The organism is Cupriavidus sp. 05N39, from assembly GCF_056397325.1.
This window is the reverse complement of record NZ_JBFTNE010000039.1, coordinates 43,210-59,526: the sequence shown is the minus strand read 5'-3', so window position 1 is coordinate 59,526 and position 16,317 is coordinate 43,210. Positions and strand designations below refer to the sequence as shown.

Genomic DNA, 16,317 nt, shown 5'->3' with positions numbered 1-16,317 from the left:
GTTCATACGGTGTCCTGCTTGTGCAGAGGGGCGCACTGCGCAGGCAGCAGGCGGCCGCCATTGCAGCAGGCGCACAGTTCGTCGCGGCCGATGGCGGCGTTGTCGAAGTGCAGGGCGAGATGGCTGTCGCTGTACTTGCGCAAGGTCTTTTCGATGCCTTTGTCATAGTCGGGCTCGACATAGTGCGTGCCACCGGCGGGGGTGGCCACGATGCGCCCCGCGCGCGCCACCAGGGCGCCGTCCTTGAACACGTACTCCGGTGCGCTGAACATGGTTTCGCGGTTGGCGTCCTCGCGGTACACCGCGATATCGGCGGCCGCCCCCGCGCCCAGGTGGCCGCGGTCGCGCAGGCCAAGCAGCCGCGCGGGGCCGGCGCGGGTCAGCACGGCAATCTCATATAGCGTCAGTTCCCGCTTGATATCCGGCAGCGCGCAGTTGGCGGCGACCTCGGGGTGCAGCTTGGCAAGCTGCTCGTCGCGGAAGGACTTGTCCATCAGCAGACGGATCAGATGCGGGTAGCTGGTGAACGGGCCGCCGTTGGGATGGTCGGTGGTCAGCGTCACCTGCCAGGGGTTCTTCACAGTCAGGAAGACTTCCAGGCCGATGGCCCATTGCAGTGCATTGACATAGCTTTGCTCGCGGTAGCGGAACGGCACCACGCCGCAGCCCGCGTCACACTCGATATCGGCGCCGATCCATTTGCGCGGGTGGGCGTGGTCGGCGTTTTTCACCTGCATCATGGTGTCGCCCGATGCGGTCACGGTCTGGCCGAAGATGATCTGGCCGACGTCGATGGAGATATTGGGGTTAGCGTTGACCGCGTCGGTGATGCGCAGCGCCGCCGAGGAGAACTTGCGCGGGCCATCCGCGCCGTAGCTGTGGAACTGGATGTGGGTCAGGTGGCCCGGCAGTCCTTCGAGCGCGGCTATGGTGGCAAGCGTCGATTCGATATTGCCCGGCACCCCGAGGTTGCTGGCGTGGATATGCAAGGGGTGGGGCACCTTGAGTTCCGTCAGGGCCTGGCTCAGCGTGCGCAGCACGTCGCGCGGGGTGATGCGGTAGTGCATGTGCTGGTCGTCCACATCCAGCTTGCGCTGGTTGAACTTGAAGGCCGAGATGCCGCCCGGGTTGACCACCTTCACGCCCAATGCCTTGCTGGCGTTGACGGTCCAGCCGACATAGTCGCGGATGTGCTGGAAGTCGGTGCCCCCGGCCAGCATGCGCAGGAACAGGTCGTCGTTGCCGAGCATGACATAGGCGCCATGATCGATGACCGGCGTGTCGCCCATCTCGAAATGCGTCTGGCGCGCGTTGGACGCCATCATGGCGGGCTCGAACGCAGCGGTATAGCCCATCTGCGCATAGCGGTAGCCGGTGGCCAGCGTGCCGGGCGTGCAAGTGCCGCAGGACGCCAGTTCCAGCGGGCCGCCGGCGGGCAGGTTGTCGCGGTGGTCCTCGGGCAGCAGCATCCGGGCCAGATTGACCTTGCCGCCGCCGATATGCGAGTGCATGTCGATGCCACCGGACATCACCACCATGCCGCCGATATCGAGCTCYGCCTCCGCCCGCGTGCCGGGAGGCTGTTCGACGATGCGGCCAGCGCGGATATAGACGTCGGCAAGCTGGCCGTCGATGCCCCGCGCGGGGTCGTACACGCGGCCTCCATGCAGGCGCAATGTGCTCATGATGCGGACTCCGTTGGCGCCGGCGCTTGTTGCAGCCGCGCCAGCATTTGCGCCGCCACTGCCGCGACCGTCGGCAGGCCGTCGTCGCGCAGCGGGATGAGCGGCAGCACGATGCCGCCATCGGTGCGGAACAGGTGGCCGGCCGAGCCGATGCCCGGGGTGGAAACCGGAATGAAGACGCCGGGGCGCCGCGCCATCGCGGCGGCCAGCGCGGGATGCCCGAGCACCACGGTGGGCACGGTGCTGGCGGGCGGTGGCAGGTCCGGCGTGAAACTGGCAACCCACAGCAAGGCATCGACCTCGCCGCCACGCAGCAGGCGCTCGGTCCGGTGGCGATGCGGATCGTGATCGAGCCCGCCGGGGTGCACGTGCGTGCGCAGGGGCAGGCCAGACAGCCAGGTGATGGCCTGGTTGACGGTGTTGCCGCCGTTGTCGCCGCCTAGCGACAGGCCGCCGGCGCGCGTGGTGCGGTTGAGCGTCTTGACCAGGTGGTGGATGCCTTCGATCAGCAGCGCGGCATGCTTGCCGCCCGCCTGCGCGCAGAGCGTGGAGGGCGTCCACACGATCACGGCATAACGCGCAGCGAGCAAGCGGGCCGAGAGATCGCGCAGCGCAGCCGTTGCGATGTTGCCGTCGGCCAGCGCACGCGGGCGGCACAGGGCGTTCAGCAACGCAAGCGTCTGGTACAGATCCTCGCCTTCGGGCAGCGCCACCTCGCTGCTGCGCACGTTCGGGAGTTGCGCGGCGGCGGGGTCGGCCGGCGTGCCAAGGAAGACCAGTTCGCGCGGGCACGGCGGTTCGCCGTCCATCAGTCCGCAGCGCCGGAAGAACTCGGGGTGCTTGTGCGAGGGCTGGGTGCCGATGCAAAGGATCAGGTCGGCATGATTGCGCACCTCGGCCAGGGTGGTCGTAAAGGCGCCTCGATCCTGCAGCGCGCGCAGGCTGGCCGTCATGGCGTCGCCATGCGCATGGTCGAGCACGGCGCCGCTGTGGTTGGCCAAGGCGTAAAGCGCGCGCGTGCCGGCTACATCGGTGGCGAGGCCGCCGAACAGCGGGCGGCGGCTCCCGCGCAGCAGGCGAGCGGCGGCGTCGAGGGCCTGGGGCAGTGTCACCGGGCGGCCATCGGCGCACGGCTCGGCTGCCGTTGTCCCCCGGCCGAAGGCAGCGAGCGCGCTTGCCGCGCGCGGGCAATTGCTGTCGGTCAGCGCCGGTGCCTGGCCGTCCGGGCCTTCCTGCGGGACGGCGAGCCCGTCGCACAGCAGCGCGCAGAAAGGACAGGTCCAGCTGGCCTGGGCGGCTGGGCGGCCACGGGGGGCGGAGGGGAGATCGGTTGCGGGTGCCATGCCCGAGTCGAGCAAAGCCTGTGCCAGCGGCTGGCCACCTGCCTGCCATGCGCCCGCCACCGCGAGCGCATGGCGCCTGGTGGGGAAAAGCCGATGCCTGGAGGATGCGCCAGGCGCGGTGGCAACGACACAACCGGTGCTCCGTACGCGGGGCAACCTGTCACGCCCGCGCGCGGCGCATGCGGCGCCAGGCCGCGCCAGCGCGGCGCGGCGGGCTGGCATGGAACGTGTTTATGCCTGCTTGCATGCTTGCTCGTCCGGACTTGAGCGTGGGCGATGTGTCCAGCCGGAAGTTACGCCGAAGCAATGCGCTTGATTGCTCCGCTCTCCCGTGAAATGGGAGAGCGGAGTCACACCTACGCCAGATTTCACGCGGCGATCAGTTGACCTGCCCGGAAGTCTGATGAACCGTAGGTTTGCTTGATGGAGCCCGCCGCGCGGATCAGGAGGAACGTCCTCCCTGGCCAGCCGGCGGGATACGGAGATCATGAATGGCCGATGCAACCAGCCAGGCGCTGGCCCCGGCATGCGCGGCGGCGGCGAGATCGGCGCCATGGCGGATGCCGCCGGCGCCGACCAGCCTGCGTCCGGCACCCGCCTGCGCGCGGACTGCCGCGAGCGTTTCCAGGTCCGGCCCCTCGAACGCGCCGACGCGGTCCAGCGCCATCACGATCAGTTGCGCCGGCCATGCGTCGCTGGCTTGCCACCATGCGGCGTTGCCCAGCGGCATGCCATGGCGCCGGTCGAGCGAAAGCACGGCGCCGGGCCAGGCGTCGAAGGGTGGCGCGCTGCCTGCCGCGGCGGGTGGCTCGGACAGGGTTTCGCTGCCGAACACCGGCACCACCCGCGCACCGGCGCCGCACAGCGCAGCCAGCGCCGCGGTGGCCTGCGCCGCGTTGGCGAAGCCAGCGTCCAGCCAGAGTTCGATTTCCGGCAAGGCCTGGCACAGCGCTCGCAGCGCATCGAGCTGGATGGCGCGCCCGGTGAGTGCGTCGAGGTCGGCGATATACAGCGTGGCACTGGCGCAATGCGCGAGCATCGCCCGCGCCATCTCCACCGGATCGCTGCCCGGATGCAGGCCGGACACGATGGGGCGGTATTGGTCGCGCTGGCCGCGCACCGCTCGGACAACGCGGCCGTCAAGAAGATCGATGACTGGGATGATGTGCATGGAGAGGGAATGATGACGCGTGTGTTCGTCTATGAATATATCAGCGCGGGCGCCATGGACACCCGCGCGGTGCCGCACCTGCTGCGCCAGGGCCGGGCCATGCGTGACGCCATGATCGCAGATCTCGCGCGCATCGGCGACGTGGCGATTACCTGCGCGGCGCTGCCCGGCGAGTTGCCGCCGGCATGCGATGGCGCGCACAGGGTGAGCTGCTGCGCGCGCATGCCCGGCGAGGACGCGGCGGATTTCGTGCGCCGCCAGGCGGCCTGCCACGATGTCAGCTGGGTCGTCGCGCCGGAATCCGAAGGCGTGCTGCTGAGCCTGAACTACATGGTGGGCGACGCGCGCTGGCTGGGTTGCGATGCCAGCGCGATCGCGCTGGCCACCAGCAAGCGCGCGACCGCGCAGCGGCTGGCCGCGCTCGGCATCGCCGCGACCCGGCCGTGGAGCGAAGGGGACGCCCCCGAGCCCGGACGCTGGGTGGTCAAGCCGGATGATGGCGCGGGATCGGTGGCGACGCACGCCTACGATGGTTTCGGCGCGGCGCATGAAGGCTGGCTGCGGCGCCTCGCGCACGGCGAGCCGGTGGTGCTGGAGCCGTGGGTGGAGGGCGAGCCGATCAGCGTCTCGCTGCTCTGCGGCCCGGGCGGGCCCGAACTGCTGAGCGTGAACCGGCAGCACATCCGCGTCGATGCGAGCGGACAGGTGCACGACGATGGCGTGGAGATCAATGCGATCGAATGCAAGGGGCAGGCGGGACGCCGGCTGGCGGACGTGGCCGAATGCGTGGTGGCCGGCATGCCGGGCTTGCGCGGCTTCGTCGGCATCGACCTGGTCTGGCATCCCCGGCGCGGCCCGGTGGTGATCGAGGTGAACCCGCGTGTGACTTGCGCCTATGCAGGCCTGTCGGCCGAGCTTGGCCGCAACCTGGCCTGCGAGATGCTGGCGGGACACCAGATCCTGGCGGAGCGGACGGTCACCATTGGAGCGTCCCATGGCCGCTGAGCAGCTTGTCTTCGGCTGGGACCTGGGCGGCGCCAATATCAAGGCAACGCGCCTGGAGGACGGCATCGCGGTCGATATCGCGCAGTGGGCCTGCCCCTTGTGGCAGGGCCTGCAACTGCTGGACGGTGTGCTGGCACAGGCGCGCGCGCGCTGGCCCGATTGCGCGCATGCCGCGCACGCGGTCACCATGACCGGCGAAATGGCCGACCTGTTCGAGAACCGGGAAGCCGGCGTGACAGCGCTGGCGGACGTCATGTGGCGCGCCTTCGGCGAGCGCGCCGTTTTCTTCGCCGGCGCGGCCGGCTGGCGCACGCGGCGGCAAGTGGCCGCGGACTGGCGGCACATCGCTTCGGCCAACTGGGTGGCGACCGCCCGCATGGCGGCTGCCCGCATCGGCCACGGCGTGCTGGTCGATGTCGGCACCACCACCAGCGACCTGATTCCCATCGTGGACGGCGAGGTGGCGGCGCAGGGCCGCGACGATGCCGGCCGGCTCGCTTCCGGCGAACTGGTGTACCAGGGCGTGGCGCGCACGCCGCTGTGCGCGCTCGCACGCCGCATCGCCTTCAAGGGCGCCAGCTATAACGTGATGAACGAACTGTTCGCCACCACCGCCGACGTGTACCGCGTCACCGGCGAACTGCGCGAAGCGCACGATCCCCACCCGAGCGCCGATGGCGGCGCCAAGACGCCGGAAGCCACGCACCAGCGCCTTGCCAGGATGATCGGGCACGATGCGCGTGACGCGCCCGCGGCGGCCTGGCTGGAAGTGGCGCGTCAATGGCGGCTGGCACAGATCGCGGAACTTGGGGACAACCTGCTGCGTGTCATCGACCGGTCCGGCCTGCCACCGGGCGCACCGGTGATCGGCGCGGGGTGCGGGCACTTCCTGGCGCGCGACCTGGCTGGCCGGCTTGGGCGCCCTTATCGGGCCTTCGAAGACCTCGCCGGTATCGCGCCGGCCCACGCGGAGTGGGCGCGCGTGTGCGCCCCCAGCGTTGCCGTGGCGGTCCTGCTGTGGCAGGCCGGGGAAGCGGCGGTCGCGACGGGGGGCGCGCAGGCATGCCGATAGCGATTTCCACGTCCGCCCCGCTGAAGCGGGAGGCCCCGTGCACGTCGTAAAGATCGGCGGCAGCCTGGGCCGCGATCCGCTCTTGCCGGACTGGCTGCGGGAGCTGGCCGCGCTCGGCGGCGGGCGCGTGGTGGTGGTGCCGGGCGGGGGCGGCTTTGCCGACGAGGTGCGCGATTACCAGGCGCAATGGGGGTTCGACGACCTGGTTGCCCACAATATGGCGGTGCTGGCCATGGTCCAGTACGGCTTGATGCTGCAGGGCCTGTGCCCGGCCCTGACGGTGGCCGCCGACGAACATGCGATCCACGCCGTGCTGCGCAATGGCGGCGTTGCCGTATGGGCGCCATACGGCCTGCTGCGCAAGGAGCGGGATGCGCTGGCGAACTGGGACGCGACTTCCGACAGCATTGCCGCGTGGCTGGCCAGCCGRCTTGGCGCGCAAAGGCTGGTGCTGGTCAAGTCGTGCCAGATCGGGGCGGGGATGACGCTGGCGCAGCATGCGCACGCCGGGGTGGTCGATGGGCACTTTTGCCATTACACGCGCGATGCGCCGTTTGCGGTCGACCTTCTGCAGAAGGCAGACCTGCCGCGCCTGCGCGCGTTGCTGCGCGCCAGCGCGGCGGGCGGCGGGTAGGCTCAGGCCGGCTGCGGTTCCAGCGCAACCGCCGGGTGCAAGCCAGCCCGCAACGCCGCCACCTTCCGTGGATCGAGCCGCCCGGCGCGGCCACCGTCGCACAGCGCGCCACGGAAGCCGGCAAAGTCCGGCGCCAGCGTGTGCAGCCGGGGCAGATGTTCGAGCTGCAGGGAACCGGCCAGGCCAACCTTGACGCCCCGGCGCCGCGCCATCGCTGTCATGGCGGCAAGCGCCGCCATATCGACGCAATCGAACAGGCTGCCCGCCTGCTTGCCCGCCGTATCGGCCATCACCGCCGGGAACCCCATCCCGCAGGCCTCCTCAACCAGCTTCAGGTCCAGCCCGTGGTCCGCCAGGAACACCGGCACCACCTGCCACGGCAGGGTAGCCAGCCGCCGCAAGGCCGCGCGCGCATGCTCGCCGGGTGCCACGCCCACCTTGACGTAATCGACACCGCATTTGCCGATGGTGTTGGCCATCAGCATCATGACGGCATGCTCGGCCGGCGCCAGGTCGCCGATCGTCGCGCTCAGCAGGCGCCCGGGCCAGCGCGCGCGCATCGCGCCGACCACCTCCAGCACGGTTTCCGCCGGCAGCGCGCCGAGCGCGCCGGCCTTCGGCTCTTTCAGGTCGATCAGCTCGGCCCCCGCGCTGGCGGCTTGCAGGGCCTCTTCCACATTGCGTACGCTGGTCAGCAGGGATGTCATCGCGTTTTCTCCAGGGTGGGCTCGGGGGCGGCACAAGGGGCGTGCGTGCCGATACTGCCGGCATGCCAGGCCGCAATGCGGTCCAGCAGCCATTGCCATGCTTCGCGTTCCGCCGCGCCGGCGGTCTTGTCGATGGCGATCTGCAGGTAGGCCATCTCACGGGCGATCTTGTCRGCCGGCAGCAGATGTAGCCGGCTGACCAGCACGGCGCCTTCGATGACCGCTGCCTGCGCGCGGTTGAAGCCGGCAAATTCGCCATGGCGGGCTTCGTGCACGCGCTCCATGCGCAGGGCTGGCCGCGTTGCGTCGCCGTTCTCCTGCGCAAGACGCAGTTCAATGTGGCTCAGCGCACTGGCCAGCCGCACGCCGTGGATCCGTTCCGCCGGCACGGTGGGCCACTGGCGCCGGCCGGTGAGGCAGCCGGCGAAGACACGCACGTCGGTCGTCAGGTTGACCACGGCCGTACCGGTGCCGACGATGTTGTCGTAGGTGGCGGAGGGACGGAACGGCATCAGCACGATGCCGCTGCCCTGGTAGCGCACGCCCATCGGCGCGATATGCGGTGCACCGGCCACCGAGACGGTGGTGACGACGGCTTCGTGGATTACGTCGTTGCTCATGGTTGTCATGTCCTCAGGCCCGTTTTTTCATGGTGGCGCCAGGGGCGCACCATTCGGTCAGGTCCTGCTTTTCGCGTTCGTCGGCACAGCCCCAGTCCAGCGGCTGGTCCTGCACGTAGCGCTTGCCCAGGCGCCAGGCGATTTCCGCGCGGGCCAGTTCCACACCCATGTAGAAGGCATGGTTGCCGTCGGCCTCCAGCTGCAGGCGGGGAAAGAGCGCGAAAGGGTCCGCCGCCACATGGTGGCCGTCGCGGTTGTAGGCGTGGATCCCTTGCTCGGACACCTGCACGCGGAAGTTCGGGTCGCGGATCGCGCTGGCGGTTTCCGCGATTTCCTCTGGCGTGTCGGGGTAGGGCTCGCGTGCATGCAGCGTCATCATCTGGTCGGTGATGCCTTTGGGCAGGGCGTTCTGCTCGCGCGCGGCGTGCATCATCCGGCGTGCCACGTCCGCCTCGCGGATGGCGCGGCGCGCATGGCCGCTGACCTGCGTGGTCAGGATCGCCGAGGCATGCAGCTCCACCGCAATGCCCATCAGGATGGCGTTGATGCCGCCGGTGTCCGCTTCGGTCAGCTCGGTCAGGTTGCCCACGCCGAGCATGATGGGCGCGGTGGGAAAGCGCTGGCGCAGCCGCTCGTAGCGCCCGAGCGAGGCCAGCAGGCCGAACGGGATGGGGTCGAGGATGGCATCGGCTATATAGGCCCGGCCGCGCTGCGCCATGGCTTCGACCGCCGCGTACAGCGATGCCTCGTCGCCCGGCTGCTGCGGCACCAGGATCGGCGTGGAGGCGACTTCGTCCACCACCCACAGGGTGTCCAGGGTCAGGCTGAGCAGGTAGTCGGCGCCAGCCTTGCCGCCGCGCACCAGTTCTTCCGCGTTCATGGAATCCACGCTGACCAGGAAGCCGTCCGCCTTCAGCGCGCGCACGGTTTCCTCCAGGTGCGGGAACGGCGTGGCGGGCAGGCAACCAAGGTCGATCACGTCGGCGCCATCGGCCCGGTGCCGGCGCGCCCGCGCGCATACGCTTTCGACGTCGAGCTGCGGCGCGTCGACGATCTCGGCGAAGATGGCGATATCGTGCCGGGACAGGTCGACCGGTTTGGCCTTGCGGTTGAAGAACTGCGGCAGGTCCTTGAGTTCTTCCGGTCCGCGCTCGACCGGCATGCCGTAGTGCAGCGAGAGCGCGTCCAGGTCGCCGYGGCAGCGGCCGGGGACGATGATGCGGTCCGCCACCACCGGCGCGGCCACGCGGCGGCGCACCAGGTCGGCGGTCATCAGCGCGGCCACCTGCACGCCGATTTCGCGGATCTCCCAGGTAAACGGCGCAGGCTCCAGGCTGCGCAGCACGCGTTCCAGGCCTTTTTCCGCCAGGCGGCCGGTCAGGAAGACGATGTGTTCCATGTCAGTGACAGTGCCTTGAGTCGTTGATCGAGTGCGCCCCGCAGCTCGCCGATGGAGCACACCACTTCGCAATGGTCGATGCGGCGCAGGCGTTCCACGTTTTCCAGTTCGATATTGCGGGGATGCAGCTTCAGCCAGCCGTCCGGCCCTTTGGTCACCACCACCGGCTCGGTGTCGCACGCGTACACGATGCCGCGGATGCCGAGCTTGCCCGCCTGCGCGAGGATATTGGTCGGCAGCGTGTCGGAGATGCCCACGGCGCATTTGGCGACGGTGTTGCTGGTGGCCGGCGCGACGATGGCGGTGTGGTAGCGGCGCGCATAGAACATGCCGACCGGCGCCGCGCTGGCGGTCTTGTCGCGGAAAACCCGGAAGCGTGCCTTCAGGTCCTTCAACTGGATGCCGTAGATCGCCAGCACTTCCTCGGCCGCGCGCGACAGGAACAGATCCACGTCGGGCAGGGCGGCGGCCAGCGCCAGGCATTCTTCGAGGAAATGGCCGGAGCCGGTGATAGCCCAGGCGAAGCGTGGCGCGCCCTCGGTCCGGGCCAGGGCATCGGGGGCGTCGCGGTCGACGGCGGCGAATGGTTCGGCGTCCAGGTGGAGGGAGGCGGGCGGGTGGGGCAACGGGCGGCTCGCTAAGGGATCGATCTGGCTGAAATGATCGCAGGAGTCGTGCCTGCCGCCTGCGCCTTGATCCGCAAGGCCCTGGCTGCGTGTTGCGCCGCGCTGACTGCGCCGTCGGCGGGACAGGTTGTGCCGTCCGGTGCGTGTGTCCCACAGCCCGGCGCCGCGCCGCCCGCCTGCGGGGCCGCGCTGGCACGGGGGCGCCGCTCGGTGTGTCGGTGTGGCCTGCTTTTTGCGAGACCAGCGCCGGAGCGTGGTCGCCGGCCGCGCGCTAGTAGCAAGTGCATTGCAAGGAGGGCAGATGAAACGAGACGACATGATGTGGCAGGCCGAAGCGGCGGAATTCGGCGCGCTGCCGGGCGTGAAGGCGGAATCCATGGCCGCCCGCGCGGCACCGGCGGCCTCGCCCGGCCCGATGGACCTGATCTTTATCGAAGGCTTCGAAGGGCAGACGATCATCGGCATCGACGCTAGCGAGCTGGGCACGCCACAGCCGCTGCGCATCGACCTGACCGCCGGGCTGCCGCGAAGCGCCGCCTGCAGCAGCGACCGGATCGGCGACACCATCGACTACGGCAAGGTCCGCACCGCGTTGCGGGAGTTGATGGCCACGCACCGGCTGCAGTTGCTGGAAGCGTTTGCCGAGCGCGTGGCGCAATTGCTGCTGGAAGACTTTGGGGCGCACTGGGTGCGGGTCGTGGTCGTCAAACCGAAGAAGTTCGACGACGTTGGCGCGGTGGGGGTCGCGATAGAGCGGCGGCGGGACGCGTCGCAGCGCGTGCAAGATCGAGTGCCCGGCTGGCTGGGCGGCGCCGTCAGCGTCTAGGTATGTTCCGGCGTGGCGCCGGAACAGGCCGGTGCCACGCCGCTGCGCGCTAGCTGATTCCGGGCTGGCGCGGATCGATCCGCATGGCGCATATCTGCGGATCGAGGCAACCCGCGATCATCGCGCAGGCCACCGTCAGGTCGGCGCTGGTACCTGGGTTGACGCCGGCGGCTTTCAGCTCCCGGTCCCACTGCGCGAATTCCTCCGGATCGATGGACTGGCCCGCCTCGAAGCGCCCGTGGAACAGCCGCGCCCGGTTGCTCACGCGCCTTGCCGCCGGCAGCCCATGCTTGCGCGCGATATGCGAATCCGGGAAGCGCGCAAGAAAAGCGAGATAGACGGCTGTCACCGCCCGGTGCAGCCGCTCGTGCCAGGCACCGTGCCCGGCGAGGTGCCTGCGCAACACCGGCAGCCCGAGCGTGAAAAGGTCGGCGTAGCCGTTTGCATACTGGCGCGCCACGGTATCGCGCATGGTGGCCAGGTGCATGGCGGCGCGCAGGTTCACTGTGGGCCTGGTGGCCACGTCCTGCTCCGGCGCCGTGCCAAGGCCGGCCGGCATGGCGTGCGCGATCGCGCGATAGGCGGCCTCGGTATCGGCCACGGTCAGGGCCGCCAGCACCGCCTCGATCCGCTCGCCAAGCGTTCTGGCATCGCGCGGAGGCCCGGCTTCCATGGCGGTGGCAAGCGGCGCGCATAACAGCAGGATGCCAAGATTGGTATTGCACCTGGCAACCGCCTGCGTTTGCGCGACTGCCTGTTCGATGCGTTCGCCGACCCTGAGCGCGCCGTCGGTCAGCGGTGCCACCGCCGCCGCCGCGCTGTCCAGGAAGAGCCCGGCGCTCATGCCGTGCCCCGGCGCATCCATGCTGACATTGCCCGGCTTCGCCACCGCTACGTCAAGCGTGCATGCCCACAGGAAGGCCGCGGCCGCATTGCCGGCCACGCGGTTGTCCGGCGCCGCCCTCACGCCACGGCTCCGTGGCGCGCCGCGGGCAGCTTGCGCGCCAGCAGGTCGTCGACGAGCAGGCCGGCGATATCGACTTCCGTAACCGATTGCAGTCCATGCCAGGCTGCCACGCCATTGACCTCAATGACCATGGCACCATCCGTGGCTTCCCCTTCTCCGGTGGGAACGAGATCCACGCCCGCGTAGTCGAGGCCAAGCGCCTCGGTGGCGCGCACAGCGAGCGCGGCCAGCGCCGGCGTGATCTCGGCATGCTCGCAGCGGGCGCCCTGCGCCACATTGTGGATCCAGCCCTGGCTGACGCGGCGCATGGCGGCCACCGCCCGTCCACCGATCACCAGCACGCGCCAGTCGAAGCCGGGCTTGCCCGGCGCGGCCGGAGCGGGCACGAAACGCTGCAGATAGGCCACCTGCCGGTACGCCACCAGCGCGGGCAGGGGCACGGGCGCATGGCCCGCGTCCACCGTGCCGATGCGCTGCAGCCCCTTGCCCTGTGAGCCGAACAGTGGCTTGAGCACCAGCGCGCGCCCGGCGGCGCTCTCGCGCATCACCGTGCGCTGCGCCTGCGGCGCGGATTCGCTCACCCAGGTCGCGGGTGTGGGAATGCCGGCCAGATGCAGCAGGAAGCTGGTCATGCCCTTGTCCACGCTGCGCTCGATAGCGCGCGCGTCGTTATACACGGGCACGCCCAGCTCGCGCAGCGCGTGCAGGATGCCCAGCCGCAGCGTGACCTGCTCGAAGCTGCCGGAGGCGAGGCCGCGCACGATCACGGCGTCGGGCAAGCCGCGCCCATAGCCCGGGATCACCAGCCCGTGCCAGGCCCAGGTGGTGTCGATCCGGCAATCGGCCAGGTTCACGCAGCGGCCTTCGCAGGCGCGTGCGCGCAGCGCCTGCTTCAGCCTGGCGGTATGCCAGCCGGTTTCGTCGGTCATGATGGCGACGCGCAGCGGCCCGCGCGAAGGGGAGGCGGCCATCTCAGGCCTCCACCAGCCATTGCGCGCGCAGCAGCGCCATGTTCAGTCCGCCCGAGTGCCAGGTCCGTCCGGACGCGAGATTGCTGACCCATGCTTCGGCGGGGGCGAACAGGGCCGGGTCGATGCGGTAGAAGTCGTAGCCGTATTCCCTGAACACGTCGGCGAAGGGGCGCCCATAGTCACGCGACCTGGCCGACGGGAGATCCAGCGCAAGCGCCCGGGCGGCATCGTCGTCGGCATCGACCGTCAGGTGCACGCTGCCGCCATACAGGATGGCGTCGTTGGTGCGGCCCATCGCGTCGCCGGCATCGGCGCCCGGTGGCGGCAGTGGCGCGACACCGCTGCCGCCGACGATGCGATCCAGCGGGAAGCCGAGCACGTGCGCCTTATGCAGCGCCACCTCCAGCACGCGCCCCACCACCTGCGTGGTGCCCGCCAGGCTTGCSGTCGGCGTCAGGATCACGGTCAGTTGCCCGGGCTGCAGCCCGCAGTCCCGCAGGATCTTCCGGATGACGATCTCCGGCGGCGCGCGGTCGACTTCGAGCACCAGGCAGGCGCCGCCGTCACCGGCGTGGAGCTTGTCGCGATAGCCGAGTTCCTCGAACAGCGTTTCCTTGCCGGCGAGCGCGCGCGCGGGGCCGGAGCCCAGCGCGAAGAATGTCTTGCCGCCGGTTTCCTCCTGGCTGGCGCTCAGGCTCCAGCCGGCGTACTGGCTGGCCAGGCAGGCCAGCACCGGCTGGCCGCTGCTGGCCTCGATGTGCGTGGGCCAGCCTTCGCCGCCGTGCCGCAGCCGCACCTGGCCCAGCCCGCCCATGCAGATCGCGGCGATGGCCAGGCCAGCCTCGACGCTGCCGCGCGTCTCGACGCCGGCATCGACGATGCGCACGCCCATGGGCCCTTCGGAGACCGCGAGCCGCCACTCGGCGCGATGGTCGAGCAGGCTGGCGACGAGCGGCTGGCTGAGTGCGTTGACGCTGAGTGAGCGGGCAGGGTGGGCATTCGTTGTGCTTGGCATGGGTGCCTCGGTTCGGTGGTGGGGACCAGCGCCTGGTGCTCAAGGCAGTTCGGCGGCCACGGTGCGCGCCATCGCCATGGCTTCGGGGAAGCCCAGGTAGACCGGCCTGGCGGCTTCGCGCATGGCGAGGAACAAGCGATGCTGGACCTGGTACTTGATATTGCCGATGGCGAGTGCGCCTACGCCCACGGCCTTGCCGGTGCCGATGGGCTTGCCGTCGTCCATGGCGTCCACGCCCGCGATGCCCGCCGGGGGCACGGCGTTGACGTCGGCGGCCACCAGCAGCTTGCCCGCGGCGGCACGGTCCGCCTCGCCAACGACCTGGACGCCGGCGCTTGCGGTGGCGAATACCACGTCGGCTTCGGCCAGTGCAGCCCGCAGCGCGTCGGCCGAGCGGATCAGGATGCCTTCGGTCTGCGCGTTGAAGCGTTCGTTGGTTTCCCGGCTGATGCGGGTGGCTTGCTCGCTGCCGGAGCGGTTCGATAGCCAGACGCGCGCGCCGAGTTGCGAGGCCAGCGCACCGGCGACGCGGCCGACGGCGCCGCTGCCGCCAAGTACCAGTACCCTGCGGCCGGAGAAGTCGGTTTGATGCACTTTGCGCAGTTGCCTTTCGACGGCGGCTACCAGCGCCGCCGCTGTGGTGTAGGAACCGCTCGGGTCGGCGAAGACCGACACCGCGAACGGGGGCACCATGGCCTTGCGGGCCGCGTCGAGCATGTCCGCCGCCAGCACCACGTCGCGGCCGCCGATGAAGATGCCGGTGTTGGCGACGCCTTTCGGGCCGCGGGAGAAGATGGCGTCCTGGGTCAGCGCTGTGATGTTGTCGAGGCCGGCTTCGGCGTAGGGGATGACGTGCGCGTAGCCGGCGTCGATGGCCATGTTGACGTCGAAGGGGCTGGCTTGCCGGGTGGGGGTGAACATATGCAGGATGCAGGGGCGTGCCATTTTGGGGGCTCCGTGGTCTGAGGTGCTCAACTTCAACTTCAACTTCAAAGGCCTGAAGTCAAAGGCAGTTTCACCACCCCCGCGGGGCGGCGACCTGCTTTCTTGTCTCGCCAGGAAAGCAGGCAAAGAAGGCGCCGCATACGGGAGAGGGCGGGCGCTCGTTGCGCTCGTTACGCCGCCGCATTGCAACAAGCCGCCGGCTTTGAGATACCCGCTTCATGCCGCGCCGATGGCACGACCTGCGCGCCGCGATTGGCTCCCGTGACGATGCGTGCTTCCAGGAAGGGCCCCAGCAGTCCGGCCGCGCGGGCGTCTGCCACCGCCTGTTCGGCAGCGGCCTGCGAAGGCACGATGGCGAAGCCGGTCGGCCCCCAAGAGCTTTGTCCGACGGCGGCAGGGCCGGCGCCGACTTGCCGCGTGATCCGGTCCAGCACGTGGCCGACCGCCGGGCTGCTATACACGCCGCCCTGCGCCGGCGCGAAGTAGTTGCCGATGACCTGCTGCAGGTGATTGACGCCCTCGGCGAAGGGCGCGAAGTCCTGCTCGGCGGCGGCAGGCAGGATCTGCATCAGCACGCGGTGGCAGAGATCGGCGGACAGCGCTTGCGGAAAGGGCGGCAGCCCTTGCATGGCTTGCTTCTCCGCCGCGCCGTGCAGGCCGGTGCGGCTGGTGTCGAGCAGCAGTACGATGCGCCAATCGGCCGGGAAATCGAATCGCGCCGCCAGCGGCGGCACGCTGCCCGCGCCACGCGGGCCGCTGTCCACCAGCAGCCCGCCGCGCTCGAATGCGGCGATGCCCACGCCGGAGCGGCCGCCACGGTCCAGCAGGCGGGCGATGTCGGCGCCCGACCACGGCAGGCCGTGCAGCTCGGAAAATGCCCGGCCCAGGGCCAGCGCCAGTTGCGTACCCGAGCCGAAGCCCGCATGCGCCGGCAGTACCTCATGCAGCCGGACCGCGAGCGGGCGCTGGATGCCGCTGGCTTGCTTGAGCCGCTCCAGCCAGGCCAAGACGCGCGGCACTTCCTGGCGCGCGGCGTAGTCCGCCGCGGCGACCCGGTCTTGCGCGGCCGGGCCGAGGTCGAGGATGGTCGCCGGGCCGCCGATCGACAAGCCGAGACTGCCGAAGCGCCGCCCGAGCGATGCGCCCGGGTCGAGAAAGCCCAGGTGCAGGCGCCCGGTGGCGTGAATCCGGACCGCGCCGGACGGGCTGATGCCATGAATGTCGTGGCCGGGCTTTTCGAGCGTTTGCATGGATGAGGGCCTTTCGCGAATCGCTTTGTCTGCCTGATCTATCTGGCGGCATACCGCTGCGCCGCCGGACCGCAACCGGCG

General features: G+C 70.0%; 16 protein-coding genes. 4 read left to right on the top strand and 12 right to left on the bottom strand.

Annotated elements, in window-relative coordinates:
• Positions 1 to 2 precede the first annotated feature (2 nt).
• The 3 genes from AC1DN0_RS19680 to AC1DN0_RS19670 form a co-directional block, all read right to left on the bottom strand.
• The gene (locus tag AC1DN0_RS19680; protein ID WP_441631651.1) at positions 3 to 1,685 is read right to left on the bottom strand and encodes a formylmethanofuran dehydrogenase subunit A; all 1,683 of its coding nucleotides are present in this window, start codon (positions 1,683 to 1,685) and stop codon (positions 3 to 5) included.
• Positions 1,682 to 3,028, bottom strand: coding sequence for a molybdopterin-binding domain-containing protein (locus AC1DN0_RS19675; protein ID WP_441631653.1), 1,347 nt, complete (start codon positions 3,026 to 3,028; stop codon positions 1,682 to 1,684). Before AC1DN0_RS19675 ends, AC1DN0_RS19680 begins: the two co-directional genes overlap by 4 nt.
• A 442-nt stretch (positions 3,029 to 3,470) precedes the next feature.
• A complete protein-coding gene (locus AC1DN0_RS19670; protein WP_441631655.1) occupies positions 3,471 to 4,199 on the bottom strand; it encodes a HisA/HisF-related TIM barrel protein in 729 nt (242 codons plus the stop codon).
• A gap of 9 nt (positions 4,200 to 4,208) precedes the next feature.
• On the opposite strand from AC1DN0_RS19670, the gene AC1DN0_RS19665 reads away from it, so the two are divergent.
• The 3 genes from AC1DN0_RS19665 to AC1DN0_RS19655 are packed head-to-tail and all read left to right on the top strand — an operon-like array spanning position 4,209 to position 6,910.
• Entirely contained in the window at positions 4,209 to 5,204 is a 996-nt protein-coding gene (locus tag AC1DN0_RS19665; protein ID WP_441631657.1) for an ATP-grasp domain-containing protein, read from the top strand.
• Positions 5,194 to 6,276 carry a hydantoinase/oxoprolinase family protein gene (locus AC1DN0_RS19660; RefSeq protein ID WP_441631659.1) on the top strand — a complete coding sequence of 361 codons (1,083 nt, stop codon included), beginning with the start codon at positions 5,194 to 5,196 and terminating at the stop codon, positions 6,274 to 6,276. Before AC1DN0_RS19665 ends, AC1DN0_RS19660 begins: the two co-directional genes overlap by 11 nt.
• Positions 6,277 to 6,313: 37 nt before the next feature.
• Positions 6,314 to 6,910: an amino acid kinase family protein gene (locus tag AC1DN0_RS19655; RefSeq protein WP_441631661.1), complete on the top strand. Its 597-nt coding sequence runs from the start codon at positions 6,314 to 6,316 to the stop codon at positions 6,908 to 6,910.
• 2 nt (positions 6,911 to 6,912) lie between these two features.
• Here the strand turns inward: AC1DN0_RS19655 and AC1DN0_RS19650 are convergent, their stop codons facing one another.
• Genes AC1DN0_RS19650 through AC1DN0_RS19635 form a run of 4 tightly spaced genes read right to left on the bottom strand, consistent with a single transcriptional unit; the run spans position 6,913 to position 10,187 of the window.
• Positions 6,913 to 7,617: a (5-formylfuran-3-yl)methyl phosphate synthase gene (locus tag AC1DN0_RS19650; protein WP_441631662.1), complete on the bottom strand. Its 705-nt coding sequence runs from the start codon at positions 7,615 to 7,617 to the stop codon at positions 6,913 to 6,915.
• The gene (locus AC1DN0_RS19645; RefSeq protein WP_441631664.1) at positions 7,614 to 8,237 is read right to left on the bottom strand and encodes a DUF447 domain-containing protein; all 624 of its coding nucleotides are present in this window, start codon (positions 8,235 to 8,237) and stop codon (positions 7,614 to 7,616) included. The genes AC1DN0_RS19650 and AC1DN0_RS19645 overlap by 4 nt, the downstream gene beginning before the upstream one ends.
• Before the next feature lie 13 nt (positions 8,238 to 8,250).
• The gene (locus AC1DN0_RS19640) at positions 8,251 to 9,636 is read right to left on the bottom strand and encodes a DUF6513 domain-containing protein (protein WP_477145929.1); all 1,386 of its coding nucleotides are present in this window, start codon (positions 9,634 to 9,636) and stop codon (positions 8,251 to 8,253) included.
• Positions 9,615 to 10,187 (bottom strand): flavoprotein, encoded by a 573-nt coding sequence (locus AC1DN0_RS19635; protein WP_441631682.1) that lies wholly within the window; start codon positions 10,185 to 10,187, stop codon positions 9,615 to 9,617. Before AC1DN0_RS19635 ends, AC1DN0_RS19640 begins: the two co-directional genes overlap by 22 nt.
• Before the next feature lie 490 nt (positions 10,188 to 10,677).
• Here AC1DN0_RS19635 and AC1DN0_RS19630 point away from each other — a divergent pair, with 490 nt between their 5' ends.
• Positions 10,678 to 11,088, top strand: a complete 411-nt coding sequence (locus AC1DN0_RS19630) for a dihydroneopterin aldolase (protein ID WP_441631684.1) — start codon at positions 10,678 to 10,680, stop codon at positions 11,086 to 11,088.
• Between the two features lie 49 nt (positions 11,089 to 11,137).
• Here the strand turns inward: AC1DN0_RS19630 and AC1DN0_RS19625 are convergent, their stop codons facing one another.
• From AC1DN0_RS19625 to AC1DN0_RS19605, 5 genes are all read right to left on the bottom strand, one after another.
• A complete protein-coding gene (locus AC1DN0_RS19625; RefSeq protein WP_441631668.1) occupies positions 11,138 to 12,055 on the bottom strand; it encodes a triphosphoribosyl-dephospho-CoA synthase in 918 nt (305 codons plus the stop codon).
• Positions 12,052 to 13,026: an ATP-grasp domain-containing protein gene (locus tag AC1DN0_RS19620; RefSeq protein WP_441631670.1), complete on the bottom strand. Its 975-nt coding sequence runs from the start codon at positions 13,024 to 13,026 to the stop codon at positions 12,052 to 12,054. The genes AC1DN0_RS19625 and AC1DN0_RS19620 overlap by 4 nt, the downstream gene beginning before the upstream one ends.
• A gap of 1 nt (position 13,027) precedes the next feature.
• Positions 13,028 to 14,041 carry a methenyltetrahydromethanopterin cyclohydrolase gene (gene mch / locus AC1DN0_RS19615; RefSeq protein ID WP_441631672.1) on the bottom strand — a complete coding sequence of 338 codons (1,014 nt, stop codon included), beginning with the start codon at positions 14,039 to 14,041 and terminating at the stop codon, positions 13,028 to 13,030.
• A 39-nt stretch (positions 14,042 to 14,080) separates the two neighbouring features.
• Positions 14,081 to 14,986, bottom strand: coding sequence for an NAD(P)-dependent methylenetetrahydromethanopterin dehydrogenase (locus tag AC1DN0_RS19610; RefSeq protein WP_441631674.1), 906 nt, complete (start codon positions 14,984 to 14,986; stop codon positions 14,081 to 14,083).
• A gap of 170 nt (positions 14,987 to 15,156) precedes the next feature.
• On the bottom strand, positions 15,157 to 16,236 hold the full coding sequence (locus AC1DN0_RS19605; protein WP_477101746.1) for a beta-ribofuranosylaminobenzene 5'-phosphate synthase family protein: 1,080 nt from the start codon (positions 16,234 to 16,236) through the stop codon (positions 15,157 to 15,159).
• Positions 16,237 to 16,317: the final 81 nt, after the last annotated feature.